This is a genomic window from Kamptonema formosum PCC 6407 (genome assembly GCF_000332155.1).
Taxonomy (GTDB): Bacteria; Cyanobacteriota; Cyanobacteriia; order Cyanobacteriales; family Microcoleaceae; genus Kamptonema; species Kamptonema formosum.
The window spans coordinates 1,640,401-1,657,454 of record NZ_KB235903.1; the positions used below are offsets into that span (position 1 = coordinate 1,640,401).

Annotated in this window: 10 protein-coding genes and 1 tRNA gene; 5 read left to right on the forward strand and 6 right to left on the reverse strand. The window is 44.0% G+C overall.

The window, feature by feature from the left end; all coding sequences use genetic code 11:
- Positions 1-111 precede the first annotated feature (111 nt).
- Together OSCIL6407_RS0112140 and OSCIL6407_RS0112145 are read left to right on the forward strand one after the other, a co-directional pair.
- Positions 112-2,616 carry an ATP-binding protein gene (locus OSCIL6407_RS0112140; RefSeq protein ID WP_007356110.1) on the forward strand — a complete coding sequence of 835 codons (2,505 nt, stop codon included), beginning with the start codon at positions 112-114 and terminating at the stop codon, positions 2,614-2,616.
- A 316-nt stretch (positions 2,617-2,932) separates the two neighbouring features.
- Positions 2,933-4,351, forward strand: coding sequence for a CIA30 family protein (locus tag OSCIL6407_RS0112145; RefSeq protein WP_007356111.1), 1,419 nt, complete (start codon positions 2,933-2,935; stop codon positions 4,349-4,351).
- 35 nt (positions 4,352-4,386) lie between these two features.
- Here the strand turns inward: OSCIL6407_RS0112145 and OSCIL6407_RS30620 are convergent, their stop codons facing one another.
- The 6 genes from OSCIL6407_RS30620 to OSCIL6407_RS0112175 form a co-directional block, all read right to left on the reverse strand.
- Entirely contained in the window at positions 4,387-6,318 is a 1,932-nt protein-coding gene (locus OSCIL6407_RS30620) for a CHAT domain-containing protein (RefSeq protein WP_162140445.1), read from the reverse strand.
- 311 nt (positions 6,319-6,629) lie between these two features.
- Positions 6,630-7,076, reverse strand: a complete 447-nt coding sequence (locus tag OSCIL6407_RS0112155; RefSeq protein WP_007356113.1) for a DUF3598 family protein — start codon at positions 7,074-7,076, stop codon at positions 6,630-6,632.
- 228 nt (positions 7,077-7,304) lie between these two features.
- Positions 7,305-7,378 (reverse strand) — tRNA-Lys (locus OSCIL6407_RS0112160).
- A 194-nt stretch (positions 7,379-7,572) separates the two neighbouring features.
- Entirely contained in the window at positions 7,573-8,691 is a 1,119-nt protein-coding gene (locus OSCIL6407_RS0112165; protein ID WP_007356114.1) for a DUF4335 domain-containing protein, read from the reverse strand.
- Entirely contained in the window at positions 8,691-9,296 is a 606-nt protein-coding gene (locus tag OSCIL6407_RS0112170; protein ID WP_019487267.1) for a DUF3038 domain-containing protein, read from the reverse strand. The genes OSCIL6407_RS0112165 and OSCIL6407_RS0112170 overlap by 1 nt, the downstream gene beginning before the upstream one ends.
- Positions 9,297-9,669: 373 nt before the next feature.
- Positions 9,670-13,314, reverse strand: a complete 3,645-nt coding sequence (locus OSCIL6407_RS0112175; RefSeq protein ID WP_007356116.1) for an ATP-binding response regulator — start codon at positions 13,312-13,314, stop codon at positions 9,670-9,672.
- 334 nt (positions 13,315-13,648) lie between these two features.
- Between OSCIL6407_RS0112175 and OSCIL6407_RS0112180 the strand changes: the two genes are divergently transcribed.
- From OSCIL6407_RS0112180 to kaiC, 3 genes are all read left to right on the forward strand, one after another.
- Positions 13,649-14,629, forward strand: coding sequence for a circadian clock protein KaiA (locus tag OSCIL6407_RS0112180; RefSeq protein WP_007356117.1), 981 nt, complete (start codon positions 13,649-13,651; stop codon positions 14,627-14,629).
- A gap of 146 nt (positions 14,630-14,775) precedes the next feature.
- Positions 14,776-15,102 carry a circadian clock protein KaiB gene (kaiB, locus tag OSCIL6407_RS0112185; protein ID WP_007356118.1) on the forward strand — a complete coding sequence of 109 codons (327 nt, stop codon included), beginning with the start codon at positions 14,776-14,778 and terminating at the stop codon, positions 15,100-15,102.
- Between the two features lie 177 nt (positions 15,103-15,279).
- The gene (kaiC, locus tag OSCIL6407_RS0112190) at positions 15,280-16,848 is read left to right on the forward strand and encodes a circadian clock protein KaiC (protein ID WP_007356119.1); all 1,569 of its coding nucleotides are present in this window, start codon (positions 15,280-15,282) and stop codon (positions 16,846-16,848) included.
- Positions 16,849-17,054: the final 206 nt, after the last annotated feature.

Below are 17,054 nucleotides of genomic sequence, written 5' to 3' on the forward strand. Positions count from 1 at the left end.
TCATGGTGAGCTGCTAGAGAGCGTAGTATAATTGACTATAATTATCACTACCATACTGCAACCAAGACCTGCCGAATTATCCACCATTTTTACAAAAGGAACCTTAATAAAATGGCACAAAACAACATCGCCACAGCAGAAATTGACTTAACAAACTGCGACAAAGAACCCATTCATATATCAGGACACATTCAGCCTCACGGAGTAATGTTTGTTGTCAAAGAACCTCAGCTCAAAATTTTACAAATGAGCAACAACACCTTCGAGTTTTTTGGTCTGCACCCCAGTAGCCTTATTAACAAAGATTTGAGTACCTTATTCGACCCCATTCAGATTGAAAGTCTCAAAAGCTGCTTAATTCATGAAAATTTAAAAACAGTCAATCCTTTAAAACTAACTATAGGCACAGCCTACAACCCCCGAACCTTTGACTGTATATTGCACAGAAACGAAGGACTTTTAATTATTGAGATAGAACCCGCAAGTTCAAAAAATAATCTTTCAGTTTTTAGCTTTTATCATTCAGTTAAAACCACACTTTCTAAAATTCAAAGCACTGGCAACCTCCAGGATTTATGTCAAACAATAGTTGCAGAAGTGCGAAAATTTACAGGCTTTGACCGAGTAATGGTATACAAATTCGATGCTGAAGGTAATGGCTCTGTAATCGCTGAAGATAAAGAAGAAAATCTTTCTCCTTTCTTAGGTCTACGATATCCAACCTCAGACATTCCCAAACAAGCCAGAAAATTGTACTCCGAAAACTGGCTGAGGTTAATACCAGAAATTAATTATAAACCTGTTGAACTTGTACCCAGCAACAATCCACTTACTAATCAACCTCTCGACCTCAGCTTCAGCATTTTAAGAAGTGTCTCACCCATTCACATAGAATATCTGCAAAATATGGGCGTTGCAGCTTCTATGTCTATATCTTTAATGAAAAAGCAGAAATTATGGGGTCTGATTGCTTGCCATCACTACGCGCCCAAATACATTCCTTATGAAGTTCGCGCCGCCTGCGAATTTATTGGACAAGTCATGTCTTTAGAACTAGAATTTAAAGAAGGGAATGAAGACTACGACTATAGACTGCAATTAAAATCCATTCAAGCAAAGCTACTGGAAAATATATCTCAAGCAGAAAATTTGTCACAGGCATTAGTTAAGTCTCAGCAGAGCTTACTTGACCTCGTGAGTGCTACAGGTGCAGCAGTTTTATTTGGGGAAAATTGCTATTTAGTAGGTCAAACCCCTGAAAAAGAGGCACTAAAACAGTTACTTGAATGGGGGCAAAAAAATCTCATAGGTGAAGTTTTTCATACAGACTCACTCTCCAAGTTTTATGAAAATGCCGAGCAATTAAAAGACACAGCAAGCGGCTGTTTAGCAATTGCCATATCCCCCAGCCAGAAAATTTATGTTCTCTGGTTTCGTCCCGAAGTTATTCAAACCGTAAATTGGGCGGGAAACCCAAACAAACCCATAGAAATCGAGGCTAATGGCAGCATTCGCCTGTCTCCTCGGAAATCATTCGAGTTGTGGAAAGAAACCGTAAAATACACATCTTTACCTTGGAAAGAATGTGAAATTGAGGCGGCGATAGAACTCAGAAACTCAATGATTAATATTGTCCTGCTGCAAGCCGAAAAGCTGGCAAAATTAAATGCAGCCTTGCAGCAATCTGAACTAAGAGAACGGGAAAAATCAACTCAATTAGAAAAACTATTGCAAGAACTCCAGCGCACGCAGACTCAACTGGTTCAGACTGAAAAAATGTCTAGTTTAGGACAACTGGTAGCCGGTGTTGCCCACGAAATCAATAACCCCATTAACTTCATCTACGGAAATATCAGCCATGCCGATGAATATACTCGCGATCTGATAGAATTAATCAATCTTTATCAACAGCATTATCCCTCGCCTGTACCAGAAATTCAAGAGGCAAGTGAAACGATGGAGATAGATTTTTTAATTACAGACTTACCTAAATTGCAAGCCTCGATGAAAATAGGTGCTGAACGTATCTGCGAAATTGTCCAATCTCTGCGAAACTTTTCCAGAATTGACGAAGCAGAAATGAAGCCAGTTGATATTCACGATGGGCTAGACAGCACTCTGCTAATTTTGAGTAACCGACTCAAACCCAAGCCAGATAGGCCAGCAATTCACCTGACTAAAGAATACGGTTCTCTCCCCTTAGTTGAGTGTTATGTAGGTCAACTCAATCAGGTATTTATGAACGTTCTAAGCAATGCAATTGATGCTCTTGAAGAGTCCTTTATCAATTATAAAACCGCACAAAATGATAAGGAGACGAAATACAAGGGGAAAATTCGGATTCGCACGGAATTTCACCCCAAGAGAGAAACCGTTAGCATCCATATTTATGACAACGGCCCTGGTATGACAGAAGAAATCCGCCAGCGGATAACAGAGCCTTTTTTTACCACAAAACCCGTCGGCAAAGGCACAGGTATCGGCTTAGCAATAAGCTATCAAATTATCGCGGAAAAACACGGGGGAAAAATGACGTGCATTTCCACACCGGGAGAAGGTACGGAGTTTATTATTGAGATTCCCTTGCACCAGAGTCATCATAAACCTCGTGTCTAATCGGCTAGATAAATCTCTTGTTCCCAAAGCTAAAAAATCAGAATTTAGCTAGAATATGAGTTACGCATAGTTACACATAATTGTTGATAACCCTGCTAAGTAGGTGGACATAAATAAAGGCTATAAAATGCACAGGTGGGCGCTCGCCGCAACCATCTTCTTCTATGAGTTACAGGTTTTTTGCGGCGAGCGCCAACCCTACGTTTAATTATGTCCGACTACTTAAGCGTGATGCGTAAGTCTTGTAGCATACAAAAGCCAATAAAAACGGCAATTTCATCCTTCAAAAAAGTAATAAAAAAGTCGAGTACAAATTATGACTGAAAAAAATATCGCTCAATGGGATGCTGGCAGATTTTTCAACACCTTAGTTTATTTCGGAGTCATCCCTTTTATTGGCAGTATTAATTGGCTACAGCAACTATTTGGAGGTGAGGCCAAAACTCCCAAACAAAAATCTAAATTGATCCTTGTTGCTGGTGCGACTGGCGGTGTGGGTAAGCGAGTAGTACGCCATTTGCTAAAGCGGGGTTATACAGTGCGAGCCCTCGTTAGAGATGCCAACAGAGGCCGTGAAATTCTAGGACCAAGTATCGAATTAGTCGAGGGAGATATCACTCTCCCAGAGACGCTTACGCAGCAGGTAACAAGTGGTGTAGAAGCCATAATTTGTTGCACAGGTACGCGAGTCCAACCTCAAGAAGGAGATACTCCCACCCGTGAAAAATACTATCAAGGCATCAAATTTTATATGCCAGAAGTCGTAGATGTGCCGGAAATAGTCGAATACAAAGGCATACAAAATCTAGTGCAAGCGACCCGAAATCAGTTAATAAAAGCTAGTGAAAAAATAGTCTGCGACTTCGCCCAACCCTCCCAAGATTTAAAAGAAACTTGGGGCGCATTAGATGACATTGTAATGGGCGGCGTTAGCGAAAGTTCTATAAAGTTGATAAATAATATCGCTTTATTTAGTGGCAACGTTTCTACTGCCAACTCCGGCGGTTTTGCTTCTGTTCGCACCCGCAACTTTGACCCGCCTCTTAATTTAGCAGAGTACAGCGGCATCGAACTGCGCGTAAAAGGCGATGGTAAGCGATATAAATTCATCCTCCGCAGCGACCCGAAATGGGATGGCATTGGTTACAGCTATTCCTTTGATACTGTTTACAATATTTGGATGACAGTTTGCATTCCTTTTGATGATTTAATTCCCGTTTTTCGCGCTAAAACTGTCAAGGATGGTGAATTAATCGACCGCAGCCGCATCACTTCTGTACAATTAATGTTGAGTAAATTTGAATATGACGGCGAACTAAATCCTAAATTCGAGCCTGGTCTTTTTCAACTAGAGTTAGAATATATAAAAGCTTACGGCGAGCAAAATTTGACTAGGTTTGTCATGGTAAGTTCCGCAGGAGTTACTCGTCCCGGACGACCGGGAATAAACTTAGAAGAAGAACCGCCAGCAGTGAGAATGAACGACCAATTAGGAGGGATTTTAACCTGGAAGTTGAAAGGTGAAGATTGCTTGCGTTCTAGTGGCATACCCTACACTATTATCAGACCTTGTGCCTTAACAGAAGAGCCAGGGGGCAAAGCTTTGATGTTCGACCAAGGCGATAATATCAAGGGTAAAGTGAGCCGGGAAGATATCGCTGAACTCTGCGTGCAAGCCTTAGAAGAACCTAAATATTCTCGCCTTACTTTTGAAGTCAAAGAGACAGAAAGTTAATTGAAAATAGACCATTAGTCATTAATCCAAATTTCCTATTCTGCTTCGCCAATTAAAGTAAAAGCAGCCCAATCTCTGGGACTAGGATATTTTACTAGAGTTGCGAGCATGGCTTGTCGCAAAGCTTGAGCTTTATCTGGTGTTTGCTGAAGATTCTGATAGAATGAAAGCATTAAATCGGCTGTCGGTTCATCAGGCACTTTCCACAAAGAAACAATGACGCTAGGAGCTCCCGCAGCAATGAAGGAGCGAGATAGTCCAATTACACCGTCACCGCTAATTCTGCCGCGCCCCGTATCGCAGGCACTTAGCACCACAAGCTCTGCTTTTAACTTCAAATTGAGGATTTCTCTCGCAGTGAGGAAGCCGTCATTTTTACTATCGGGAGCAAATGCCAGAGAACTTTGAAAACCCATCAAGTTATCTAGTAACCCGTGAGTTGCGAGGTGAATAAACCGAGCATTTGGCATTTGTTCGATGACAACATTTTCTGTGGCTTGAGTACCGATTAATGGTTGAGTATTGAGTAAAGATGCGATGGCTTTTGCTTCTTTTTCTGACCCAGGTAAGCTAGCCAATTGTACTGGTAATTCTCCCACTTTTTGCAAGAGTAAGGGCATTGTTGGATTGCCAACAACCAGGGAATTTTGACTTTTAATAGGTGAGCTTTCCGTTAAAGAATTTCCTAACCTTTGCCGCTGTTGGCGAGTTAAATCTAGAACTTGAATTGAGGGAGCCGTGAGAATAGTATGTTTTTCGATTAAATATTTGCCATTAGTGTCTTGCAAAGCTGCAAATGGAACCAGAAACAGAGTTTCTTGGGGAATGAAAGTAACTCGCTGTTTGGGGTCAGTTGGTAGCAAGTCAGCTATTGGTTGAATTAGTATTTGATAGAGTTCCTGTAATTGCTGATATTTGCGGCGGGTATTAGCGGGATTGCCGCTAGAAGGGCCTGTTTCTGGTGTGCTGGAAACAGGAACGCCGCGACCCCTAACCAAGATGGAACTACGAGCATTACTCACAAAAAAAGTTAATAGAGAAGAGTCACTTTCTACATTTTTTTGCTGTTGCCACAGGGGTTGTAAATTAACCGAACGAAAGGTAATGGTTCCTGTCGGTTGAATTACCCAAATATATAATGTATTTTCATAGGGTCGTTGCTTTCCTACTTTCACCCAACCAGCTACATTGTCATTATAAACAATGGAATACTGCACTAATGTAGAATTTTGCGCTTTAGCAATTTGTCGCATTTCCTCCAATGTCAGCGGCACAGGTGTTAGTTCAGATTGAGTGTCAACTCCTAAATTAGTTTTTAATAAATCTACAAAAGCTCTGGCTCGACCTACTTCTGCTACTTCTAATGCCTCGTCATTACGGTTGTTAGCAACTAAAACTTGTTGCAACGTTCGGTAAATATCTAATGTTGCTTCGCGGATATTGAGATTTAATTCATCGCTGCTAGTAGCCAATAAGTTGCTATTAGGCAATAGCTGATTTTTTAACAGTTTATTGGAAGCTTTGAGCGCTGCTTGTAAGTTGTTTTCGGCTTCGGCTAATTGACCAGCTTTAAATTGTTGCCTGCCCAAATTTTGTAACCCCCATACTTCACTGAGACTCGTTTCTACTTTGCTTTGCTGATTGAGGGTTTGATAAATCAATAAACTTTGCTTTTGTAAATAAATCCCTTGGGAATAGTTACCGACTAAAGCGTAAGCACGGCTAAGATAATCTAAAGCTAGAGCTAGAGAGAATTCGTTATTACTTTTTTTAGCAATTTCAATAGTTTGCTGTAAAAAAGAAATCAATTTTTCAGAGTTTCCTATCCGACCGTAAAGCAGCGCTAGCTGTTGCAATGCAAGCACTTCTTGTAATGGTTCTTGAGATTTATGTGCTAGTTGTACAGCTTGTTCCTGATAGGCAATAGCTTTTTGATAATCTCCTAATAATTCATAAACCTTACTCAAATTCAATAATGCGTAACTTGCGAGTCCGATATTGCCTATTTGTTGGCAAATTATTAATTGTTGCTCTAGGAGGGCAATTTGTTTTTGAGTTTCCCCTATAACACCATAGGCAGTGCTTAGTAAACCTAGAGCTTGTAACTCTCCGCAATGTCTCTGGGTCTTGAGCCTCGACTTTTAGGGAAAAGCAGCAACTAACTATCCAAAAGAAAATAACTAATAAGCGTTTTTGTTGGCGAATTTTGAAAGTAATAAAGCTCATTATTAAATTACGTTTTTGGTTATTTTGAAATTTATTGAATTACTTCAATAAATTATTGCAAGCGTTCTTCTTGAATGATTGTTCGCTTAAAGATTTGATGATTTTTAAACCAGTGCGAAGTACGGGAACGATAATTATTACAGGGGCTAATTTGAATCATTTCATACAAGTAAATATCCGGCAATGCTTTATAAATAAACCATAAAATCACTGTTGAATCATCAACTTCCCAGGCTTTTCCTTGAATGCGCTCGGTATCAAACAAGATTTTTTTGTCTCGGTAAGTTGCTGGAAAAAAAAACTCTTCTCGCTTGCCATCAAGCCATTTATATCGATTAATCTGGTAATAGGGATATTCCCGATCTTCGGGAAAATGGCACGTTAAATGTGAGTGATGTTTTTCAATAATATTCCCTTCAGTATCGATGAGTGTATAGGTTCCCACCCAATCTCCTTCATGGCGAGCAAGTACGGGCATTTCTTCGCGGATAATAGACATCAGAAATCTTCCTTTTTCTGGATGAAGAGCAAGCTCTGGTTGTACATTTTATCAGAGTCAAAGAAGAGCGGTAAACTTCGGCTGAGTCAATCACCACTTTTTCTCTAAGAGGCGATCGCTCACTATTTTGTATCGTGTAATACTTTTTAGCTGTGGATACTCGTACCAGTCAGCTCCCTATAGATGTAGAGATTCCTGGTAGTGTTCTTGGGGTATGTTTTTTGACGATGGGGGTAGTAGGACTTGAACCTACGACCTTGAGATTAAGAGTCACCTGCTCTAACCAACTGAGCTATACCCCCGTTATTTAAATGATTATAACATAACTGCTTTACCTGAGCAATATTTTTAGAGATTTAGTGCGATCGCCAACAACTCTTGTAGGGTAGGCGCTGTCAGAACATATCTCTCCTACACGAGAAATATCGTGATTCTGACAGCGCCCACCTTAAGACTGAGGTTAAAATCTATCAAGCCTATTAATTGCTCTTCAACCTCACCAAGGGCTAACTTGTAACACACCGCCTGTGGTAAACACTACCCTAAAATCAGCAAGTGGCTCCCCAATGCGCCTGCTGCCAACTGGCTTATATAGTAGTTCCGGCAGAGGCGTTTGTCCCTCGTCTGCTTCCTCTGGGCTAATTAACTTGTAGCCAACGATCGCCCCATCTTGAGCTACAGTCACTCGATAAGCTAAATCATTTTTAAACCCTGGCCGACTCTTCCAACCTGCATTAATTTGCTCATACACTTTTCCACTCAACTCTTCGATTTCTGCTGCATCTGTAATCTTCGCTGCTGTAGCCTCCGATCCCTTCAACTCTTCGGCAGAGAGAGGCGAAGCCGTTGGACTCGATGAAGGCGTAGGATTCGGTGAAGCCGTCGGACTTGATGAAGCCGAGGGAGTAACATCAGGAGAAGGCGTAGGATTCGGATTTGGTGTCCCCGCACCGCTAGGGGTGGGCGTAGCCAGATTACCGCTAGCATTGGGTTGAGGAACGGGATCTCTCGGTCGCTGGATTTCAGGAATAGGTACGAAGAAAAACGCGATCGCCGCCAAAGCCAAGCTCGACATTCCCACAGCAGCAGGCAAAGCCCGCTTAGCAATCGGGGCGGTGGCCTTAGCATGGCGCTTAGAAACAGGCGCTAACTGCAACGAAAGCTCTGGAAGCGTTTGCGAGTCAGCAAAAAACTGATCCACAGCCTCCACCAAATCAAATAACTGTACCGTCGTTAAATCGATCTGAGTTGGTAGAGGGGGTTTTGATGCTGGCGATGTCGTCTTTTCCGGTTCCAGCGCTTGAACCGTCAACCGATGCAAATTCTCATTAATTCTCTGGAACCGCACCAAACTAGGCTGCGTACTCTCACCTGCCAGTGAAGGTACTCCGCTCAAAAATTCCTGAGCGTAACTACTGACAGCTTTAACTAAACTTTCAAAAAAGTCACGGCCTCCCGTAAGCGGTTGTCCTTGACCCACAAAACGACACTCAGCGCTCATTAAAATCGAAAGCGCAGGTCTGAGATCGAACTGGCTAGGAGCAGCCGTCCCGTCGCTTAAACCCTCTAAAATTAGGGTGCAGTTAGGCAGACTGTACTGACGCTGAATCGTCATTACTCCACCTCTCCATCAAATAAACTAATCCAAAATCTTTGCATTCCCGCTGTACCAGTACAAAATAGCAATTTGCCCAATAAATTGAGAGCTAGTTCATTCAATTTTTCATCAGAACCATAGGCAACAACTAGAGAGCGCCTCGGATTCATCCGAGAACGGAAGTGAGCTCGGAAACGTTCGAGATAGTCAGCCAGCGATAAATTCTGTTCTAGAGGCAGACCTTTTTGATTCATTTGGTGATATTCCAGTAACAACTGCCTAATTCTCACCGTTAACCTGCGTGCTAAATAACAGGCGATCGCCACCAGTGCTTTCGCCTCCAGCACAGTCAGAGAACGCCGCTGACTGAAGAGCCGCAGAGGGTTAGTGTTCCGCAGCAGCCAAAGGGCAACCCGATGTTTAACAATTCCTTCCAGTTCCAATTCCTTTGCCACTGCCAGCATTTGTTCTGCACCGCCGAGATATAAGGCTTCGATCGCCAATAACATCAGGTCAATTTGCAACCTGGCTCGGCGGGGACACCCCTTCTCTGAGAGTGGCATATCCGGCAAACTGTCTAAAATCAAGGGGGAAGACTCAGCCGGGGAAGTTTCTGATGGCATTACGATCACAGCAACATTCATTCCAACAAACTATAGGGTGAACGAGTCTTGGGCAAGGCAAATCCCAAAGGGGCGTAATTTTTCGAGATGCCTTACTTTTAACATTCACATTTTTTTCTACTTTCACTCTAGTCAATTATGCGGCTAGGGGCTAGGGGCTAGGGAAAGAAGGGAAAGAAGGGGCTAGGGGCTAGGGGCTAGGGAAAGAGAGGGGGAGATGCAGGGCGGTTTCATTCTCAGATCAACAGGTTTTCTGTAGGGGCAGTGCCCCCGTGCCTGCCCCAAACCCAAAAGGGGCAACCACAGGGGGATTGCCCCTACAAGAGAATGAAACCGCCCTGCGTTTACTCTGGCTTCCCCTCATAGCGATCGCTTAACTCTTGTGTTTGTAACTACCATTGAGAGATTGTTCGATTTGTTGTAGTAACTCTGCTACCGACAGGGAAGAGGACAAAAGTTGAGCAGCTATTTCCCCCAGAATAGAGTCGATCGCTGGCGATTCTCTGTTTGTCTGGCAGCGATAATCCAGTACGAGGATAGGAGGTTTGGCAGGCATTTGTCTTAAGTTAGATAGTGCCTGCACTAGAGATGACGATGAGTCCTCCCGCAAGCAAATTAACAGCAAGTCAACACTTTGATATTGCAACTGTTGCAAAACTTCAGCCCAAGAGCCTGCGATCGCACCTCGAAATCCTGCCGTTTGGAGGTACTGAATCAAAGCTTGGGAATTGGGAACTGGTAATTGCGAATTAGGAATGGGGAATGTTAACGGGGGATGAGTAACTTGGGAAGAGGGAGAGTTGGGAGTTGGCAGAGATGGCTTGAGTTTGCTTCGTTCCTCGCCACGCTTCGCGCCTCGCAACGCTAAACCCTGCGGGTAGGCTTCGCTAACGCAGTTTGGAGTTTCGAGTTTAGAGAGATGGCTTCTTTCCTCGCCACGCTTTGGGGTTTTGAGCTTAGAGTTAAAAAAGTCTGAAATTTCCCCTTCTTTCCCCTCTGGCCCCTCTTCCCCATTTCCCCGCTCCCCTTCTCGCTCAGCAGACTGTAATAAATCTGAGAGGGAGGAGACATCAACGAGTAAAATCGAGGGTTTGCAAGTGATACCCGCCGCCACTTGAATTACTTGCCATAAGGCAGAGGGCATCTGCTGGGATGTGTCGGCAGTCCCGACAGCAGTGCGATCGCCTGCTGCTAAACATGGAAATACTGATAATCCCTTGACTTGATTGGCAACAGAGGTAGTCACAGAATCTAAAGTTACAAGCGGAATGCTGACCAAACTGCTGCGCCGACTTAGTTCTTCGACAAAAGCGGAAGGGTTTTGTAACTGTGTCGTACCCTCCAATACCATCACGTTAGGATGCCAAATCCGGGCAAGGAGTTCGGCTTGATCGAGGTCATCTGCTTCTAAAATCCGGCAGTAAGAAGGGTGAACTAGGAACGAGGCAGCGTGAAAGGAACTGTTGAGAGGACTCAATAATAAAACAGTAAGGGAACTCTTGAACGCATCCGCAGTTGGTTGCTCTGCCCGTGTCAAGTCCCTGAGTTGCTCAAGTAGTGTAGCTTCTTTAACTGGCAAGCTTAAAAAGCCATCGGCTCGGTTGAGTTTGGCCCGTTCTTTTTCGCCCCGTGTAGCGGTCACGATCGCGGGTATAGAGCAAGTATCGGCATCAGTTTTGAGTAATGTCAGCACGTCCCAACCGGATAGCAATGGTAGTAGGGGGTTGATAAAAATTACTTCTGGGCTAAATCTACGGGCTTTTTCTAGAGCTTCAGTACCGGAACGGGCGACGATCACCCGATAGCCTAGATTTGTCAGGAGGTTGCTCAAATCTTCAATAAACCGGGGGACGGCTTCAACAATCAACACCAAGCCGACAGGGGATCTCTTAAGTGGAGGGACGCGGGGGCGGGGGAATGAGGAGACTAAGCGCAGATTTTCATCTTCGATCTCCCCTGCTCCCCTGCTCCCCGGCTCCCCGGCTCCCCGGCTCCCTCGCTTCCCATCTGTTTTACCTGGAGGACAAGGGGGTAGAAGCAGAGTAAACTGGCTACCTTGCCCTTCGGAGGAAATAAACGAAACGTCTCCTCCGTGGAGGCGAGCTAGGCGTTGAGTCAAGACCAATCCTAGCCCTGTACCCTGAAAGCGGCGAGTCAGGGGGCTTTCAAGCTGTTGGAATTTTTGAAAGATTAGGTGTTGCTTGTCAGCGGGGATGCCGATGCCTGTATCCCAAACTGTAAAAGCTATCCAGCCTTCCCAATGGTTAACTTTCAACCCAATTGCTGCGCCTGGGGCTGTAAATTTGAGGGCATTGGACAAGAGGTTGACGAGCATTTGGCGCAGTCGCAGTTCATCAGCAACAATATGGGCTAATCCTGATTCGATTTCCAGAGTAAAGTCTATTGGGGAGTCTGATTTGCCCGATGTGCTGTCGCGATTGGTGGGGTCATCTCTGGCTGCGGTTGGTTTGTCTTCTTGTTGCTGAAGTAGCTTGGCTCCTTCAAAGGCGCGATCGCAAACTGCGGCAATTTGCACGGGTTCGACAATTAGTTCCATTTGACCGGTTTCCATCCGGGTCAAATCTAAAATGTCGTTGACTACTGTCATCAGGTGACGACCACTCTGGTGGATCAGCTTGGCGTAGCGAGCTTGGCGATCGTTGAGTTCTCCGATCGCTCTGTCTTTTAAGAGGCTAGATAGCCCCAATACTGCTGTCAGCGGTGTTTTCAGTTCGTGGCTGATGCAGGCTAAAAACTCGTCTTTAAGTCGGTTGAGCTGAATTAAATCGGCATTTTTAGCTGCGAGTTCTTTGGCTACTAGCTGTTCTTCGGTTACATCCTGCGCTAAGACAAGAGTTAGTGTTTCTGAGAGTGGCTGTTTGACAAATTGCCAGGTGCGATCTTTGCCTTGGTGGGCGGGAGATGTGCAAGTGTAGTTATCGGGTTTTGCAGCGATCGCGCACCAACTAGGAGCGGTTGAGGTTGAGAAAGCCAAGGGTTGGGCTATGGCGCACGCTGGCCCCGAGCAGCTACTATCTTCTTGGGCTAAGGCTGTTCCTCCCCAGTTCCTGCCATCTTCGGGGACGGAATTTCCTGCATTCCTGCTAACGGAGGCTGAGGAATGGGAGAAGGGTTTAGCAGAATTACTCCCTGTTTCTGCTGCCTGCAAAGCAGGTTCTGGGCCCGCTCCCAACAGGGATTTCCAAGCTGCATTTTGAGTAATAATTTGCCCGTCGTTGCTGAGCAATCTTAAAGGTAAAGGCAGTTGTTCGAGCAGTTGTCCAAAGGAATTGAGGGTGAGAGCTACATTCCCTGGAACCGCGACATTCGGCCGTTCAACAAGGGGAGCAATGTTCGGGGTTCTTGGCGCTGAGCGATATCTAAGTCCTGTTTGCTCTTCAATTTTAATAGTTTTTGCCGACTCCACCCTTTCTCGGCTCCCGCCTTTGTTGCTGTTCTCGAATGCCATAAATTTTAGCAACTGTAGGCTGTCGAGCAATCCTAAAAACTTACCGCTATCAGGCTCGATCAAGGCTATGGGAGCCAGGTTGGGAGCCGGCAGTAAGTCAGCAGTGGTGGAGAAATCTGCGATCGCCTCGCCAGACATATCCCTACCTGCGCTTTCTAGTCCCCAATTTTCTCGACTCTCTGCCAAATAATTAAACTCGCCGTTTTTTTCCTGGTTTTTGAGCTGCGCTTGAGAGTGTTGCTGTCGCAGCCACAGCCAGAAATCGCTCAAACTCATAAGAGCCGATACAGCTAGCATAGGTTCGACTATAAAGTTCAGTTCCGACAGTGATTTAGCATGGTAGCCACCTCTGCGATCCGAAACTGGGGAGACAAACATTAAACTACGGAGATAGACTAACCCCAAAGGCTGCTGCAAATCGTTGACTACTGCCACGCGATCGCACTTGGCTTGCCTGAAAATTGACCGCACTGCGGACAGTCTCGCAGTTGGGAAGCACAGCGGCACGGGTTCGATAAAATTTTGGAGAGTCGGGTTGGGTATTGACATGAGAAACTTGGTGGTCAGGGCTGGAAATCAGAAGTAGCGCAACAATTGATGCTAAATAATAGGGGCCGACCTCGAAATCTGCCTTATCCCTATCTCAGTCCGCAGAGCGACCTAGCGAGTCCAGCAAGATGCTTGGGATAATCATAGACCTGGGCTATCTAATCTAGCTAGGAATAATTTTAAGACTCCAGCTCTTTGCCTGAAATCTTGCTGAGGATTGTTAAAGGCTGCTCCCAAGGGTACAGTTTTAATTATCGCTCTCTAACAGGGATCGAATCAATTTTGGAGTTAAGATTGGTTACAATTAGTGTTTAAATGTTTTATGTAATATTATGTGTTTGCAAAGGAGTTACCAAAACTGACCGATTCAGCACTGTCTGGCAACTTCGGGATTGAGCCAAATACAGCTTTGCGTTCCGAGCTTTCTATCTGTATTTTTCTGCGGTCTGAAGAACTCGCGACATCTGTCCTCAAGCTTTTGGACAGAAATCGCTACATTTTGATGCGTAGTAATTCCCCAGAGGGATTTTTGGACTTCATCCAGCGCAACAGCCACCTCGATTGCCTTGTATTCGAGGTTTACCCAGAGTTACACTTGCTAGTTAGCCAACTACAAGAACATTCCATATTCTTACCAGTCGTAATCTTGGAAGCGGAGGCAAATTCAGAAGACGCTAAACTTCTGCCAGAGAATCAGGCGATGACCTCGGAGGATAGCCACGAGGAAAACCTCCATTTTTTTTACCACGCTGCTGAAGTGAAGTTGCCGATCGCCAAGTTAAGCGATCTCAGTTCCTTCATTGACCAGGCGATGACCCGATTTCTCAATCTCTCTGTCCCGGTTCGAGCTAGAGGCCATGCCTCAACTACCGATCCGACTGCGGAATTGACTTCTCAAAGTTTGCTCCATCGCCAGCAGCGGAGGCTTGCTGAAAAATTACGGGAGCGATTAGGATACTTAGGTGTGTACTATAAGAGAAATTCCCAGTTTTTCTTCCGAAATCTGCCTTCAGCAGAGAGGCAAAAGCTCTTGGAGCAACTTCAGTCAAATTATCGTGAGATAGTTTTGAATTATTTTTCCCCAGACTCCACGCTGAATAATAAAATAGATGAGTTTGTAAATGTAGCTTTTTTTGCCGACATTTCTGTTACTCAAATTGTAGAAATTCACATGGAATTAATGGATGAATTTGCCAACCAGCTAAAATTAGAAGGTCGTAGTGAGGAAGTATTACTAGACTACCGATTGACACTAATCGATGCGATTGCACACTTGTGCGAGATGTACAGACGTTCAATTCCCAGAGATTCTTGATTTTTGTTAACTGTTAACTGTTAACTGTTAACTGTTAACTGTTAATTGTTGTCAATCACCAATTACCAATCACCAATTACCAATCACCAATTACCAATTATCAATCACCAATCACCAATTATCAACTGATAGTCTGAGCAAAATTTATGACCCCTCTGAAGAAAACCTATGTTCTCAAACTCTATGTTGCTGGGAATACTCCCAACTCTGTAAGGGCTTTGAAAACACTCAAGGACATTCTAGAGCAAGAATTTCTGGGAGTCTACGCCCTCAAAGTGATAGATGTCCTCAAAAACCCTCAACTAGCAGAAGAGGACAAAATTTTGGCAACGCCGACTTTGGCTAAAATATTGCCACCTCCAGTCAGAAAAATTATTGGTGATTTATCAGACAGAGAAAAAGTTTTGATTGGACTAGATTTACTCTATGAAGAATTGCGCGAAGAAGACATGAACTTACACGATAGAATCTAAGCGATCGTCAACAAATAGCTACAACAATTAATACAATTAAAACTGTTAGCTTGAGTGACTTTCTATAAAACAAAATATAGAACAACACTAAATATACAATAGTGATAATTGACATTGTTGATCCTAATAGCTTTCTAATTAAAAACAACAATTAACAACAAAAAACAAAAACAAAATATGGATAATAATACTCAAATTTTGCATCACGAAGTATTAGTAACCCCAGGAGTTCAAAAAATTCGCACGATGATTGAGGGTTTCGATGATATAAGTCACGGAGGAATGCCTATTGGCAGAACCACCTTAGTCAGCGGCACATCGGGAACTGGAAAGACATTATTTGCCGTGCAATTTCTCTACAACGGCATCATGAACTTTGAAGAAGCGGGGGTATTTGTTACCTTTGAAGAATCTCCCACAGATATCATTAAAAATGCCTACAGTTTCGGTTGGGATTTGCAACGCTTAATTGACGAAGGCAAACTGTTTATTTTAGATGCTTCTCCCGATCCAGAAGGTCAAGATATTGTCGGAAATTTTGATTTATCCGCCTTAATCGAGCGCATTCAATACGCGATTCGGAAATATAAAGCTCGGCGAGTTTCTATTGATTCAGTAACGGCAGTTTTCCAGCAATATGATGCGGCCTCCGTAGTGCGGCGGGAGATTTTTCGTCTAGTAGCGCGACTAAAACAAGTTGGTGCTACTACGATTATGACCACTGAACGGGTAGAAGAGTATGGCCCTGTGGCGCGGTTTGGAGTAGAGGAATTTGTTTCAGATAATGTAGTGATTGTCCGCAACGTTTTGGAAGGGGAACGCCGTCGTCGCACGATGGAAATTTTGAAGTTGCGGGGGACAACTCACATGAAAGGGGAGTATCCTTTTACGATTACGAATAACGGCATTAATATTTTCCCCCTTGGTGCAATGCGCTTAACTCAACGTTCTTCTAATGTCCGGGTTTCTTCTGGGGATAAAACTCTCGATGAAATGTGCGGTGGTGGTTTCTTCAAAGATTCGATTATTTTAGCTACTGGCGCTACTGGTACGGGTAAAACTTTGCTGGTGAGTAAGTTTTTGCAAAATGCTTGTGCAAATGGCGATCGCGCTATGCTATTTGCTTATGAAGAGTCTCGCGCTCAGCTATTTCGCAATGCTTATTCTTGGGGAATTGATTTTGAGGAAATGGAACAAAAAGGTCTGCTGAGAATCCTTTGCACCTACCCGGAATCGGCAGGTTTAGAAGACCATTTGCAAAATATTAAATCAGAAATTGCTGAATTTAAGCCGTCTCGAATTGCTATTGATTCCCTATCAGCTTTAGCGCGGGGAGTTAGTAATAATTCTTTCCGGCAATTTGTGATCGGCGTGACTGGTTTTGCTAAGCAGGAGGAAATAACTGGCTTTTTCACGAATACAAGCGATCAGTTCATGGGCTCTAATTCAATTACGGATTCTCATATTTCTACGATTACTGATACGATTATCATGCTTCAGTATGTGGAAATCCGAGGAGAAATGTCCCGCGCTATTAATGTTTTCAAAATGCGTGGTTCTTGGCACGATAAGGGTATTCGGGAGTATACAATTACGGAGAAAGGGCCGGAAATTAGAGACTCTTTCCGCAGTTACGAACGGATTATTAGCGGTTCTCCAACTCGGATTAGTTTTAATGAAAAGAGTGAGTTATCTCGGATTATTAAAGGTGTTCAAGGTCAAGGGGGGGATGGTGAAGAAATATAAGGGTAATGGGTAATTGGTAATGGGTAATTGGTAATGGGTAATTGGTAATGGGTAATTGGTAATGGCTAATGGCTAATCCCTCTTACTTACCTTCCCCATCTCCCCTGCTCCCTCGCTCCCTCGCTCCCCCGCTCCCCCTCCCTCTCTTCCCTAGCCCCTAGCCCCTAGCCCCTAGCCCCTTCTTCTATGTGACAAGAAAAATGGCA

Bases quoted from the DNA above. Each gene is read 5' to 3' on its own strand.
- OSCIL6407_RS0112175 (WP_007356116.1), bottom strand. From the start codon at position 13,314: ATGTCAATACCCAACCCGACTCTCCAAAATTTTATCGAACCCGTGCCG.
- OSCIL6407_RS0112165 (WP_007356114.1), bottom strand. From the start codon at position 8,691: ATGACGATTCAGCGTCAGTACAGTCTGCCTAACTGCACCCTAATTTTA.
- kaiC (WP_007356119.1), top strand. From the start codon at position 15,280: ATGGATAATAATACTCAAATTTTGCATCACGAAGTATTAGTAACCCCA.
- kaiB (WP_007356118.1), top strand. From the start codon at position 14,776: ATGACCCCTCTGAAGAAAACCTATGTTCTCAAACTCTATGTTGCTGGG.
- OSCIL6407_RS0112155 (WP_007356113.1), bottom strand. From the start codon at position 7,076: ATGTCTATTATCCGCGAAGAAATGCCCGTACTTGCTCGCCATGAAGGA.
- OSCIL6407_RS0112145 (WP_007356111.1), top strand. From the start codon at position 2,933: ATGACTGAAAAAAATATCGCTCAATGGGATGCTGGCAGATTTTTCAAC.
- OSCIL6407_RS0112170 (WP_019487267.1), bottom strand. From the start codon at position 9,296: ATGCCATCAGAAACTTCCCCGGCTGAGTCTTCCCCCTTGATTTTAGAC.
- OSCIL6407_RS0112140 (WP_007356110.1), top strand. From the start codon at position 112: ATGGCACAAAACAACATCGCCACAGCAGAAATTGACTTAACAAACTGC.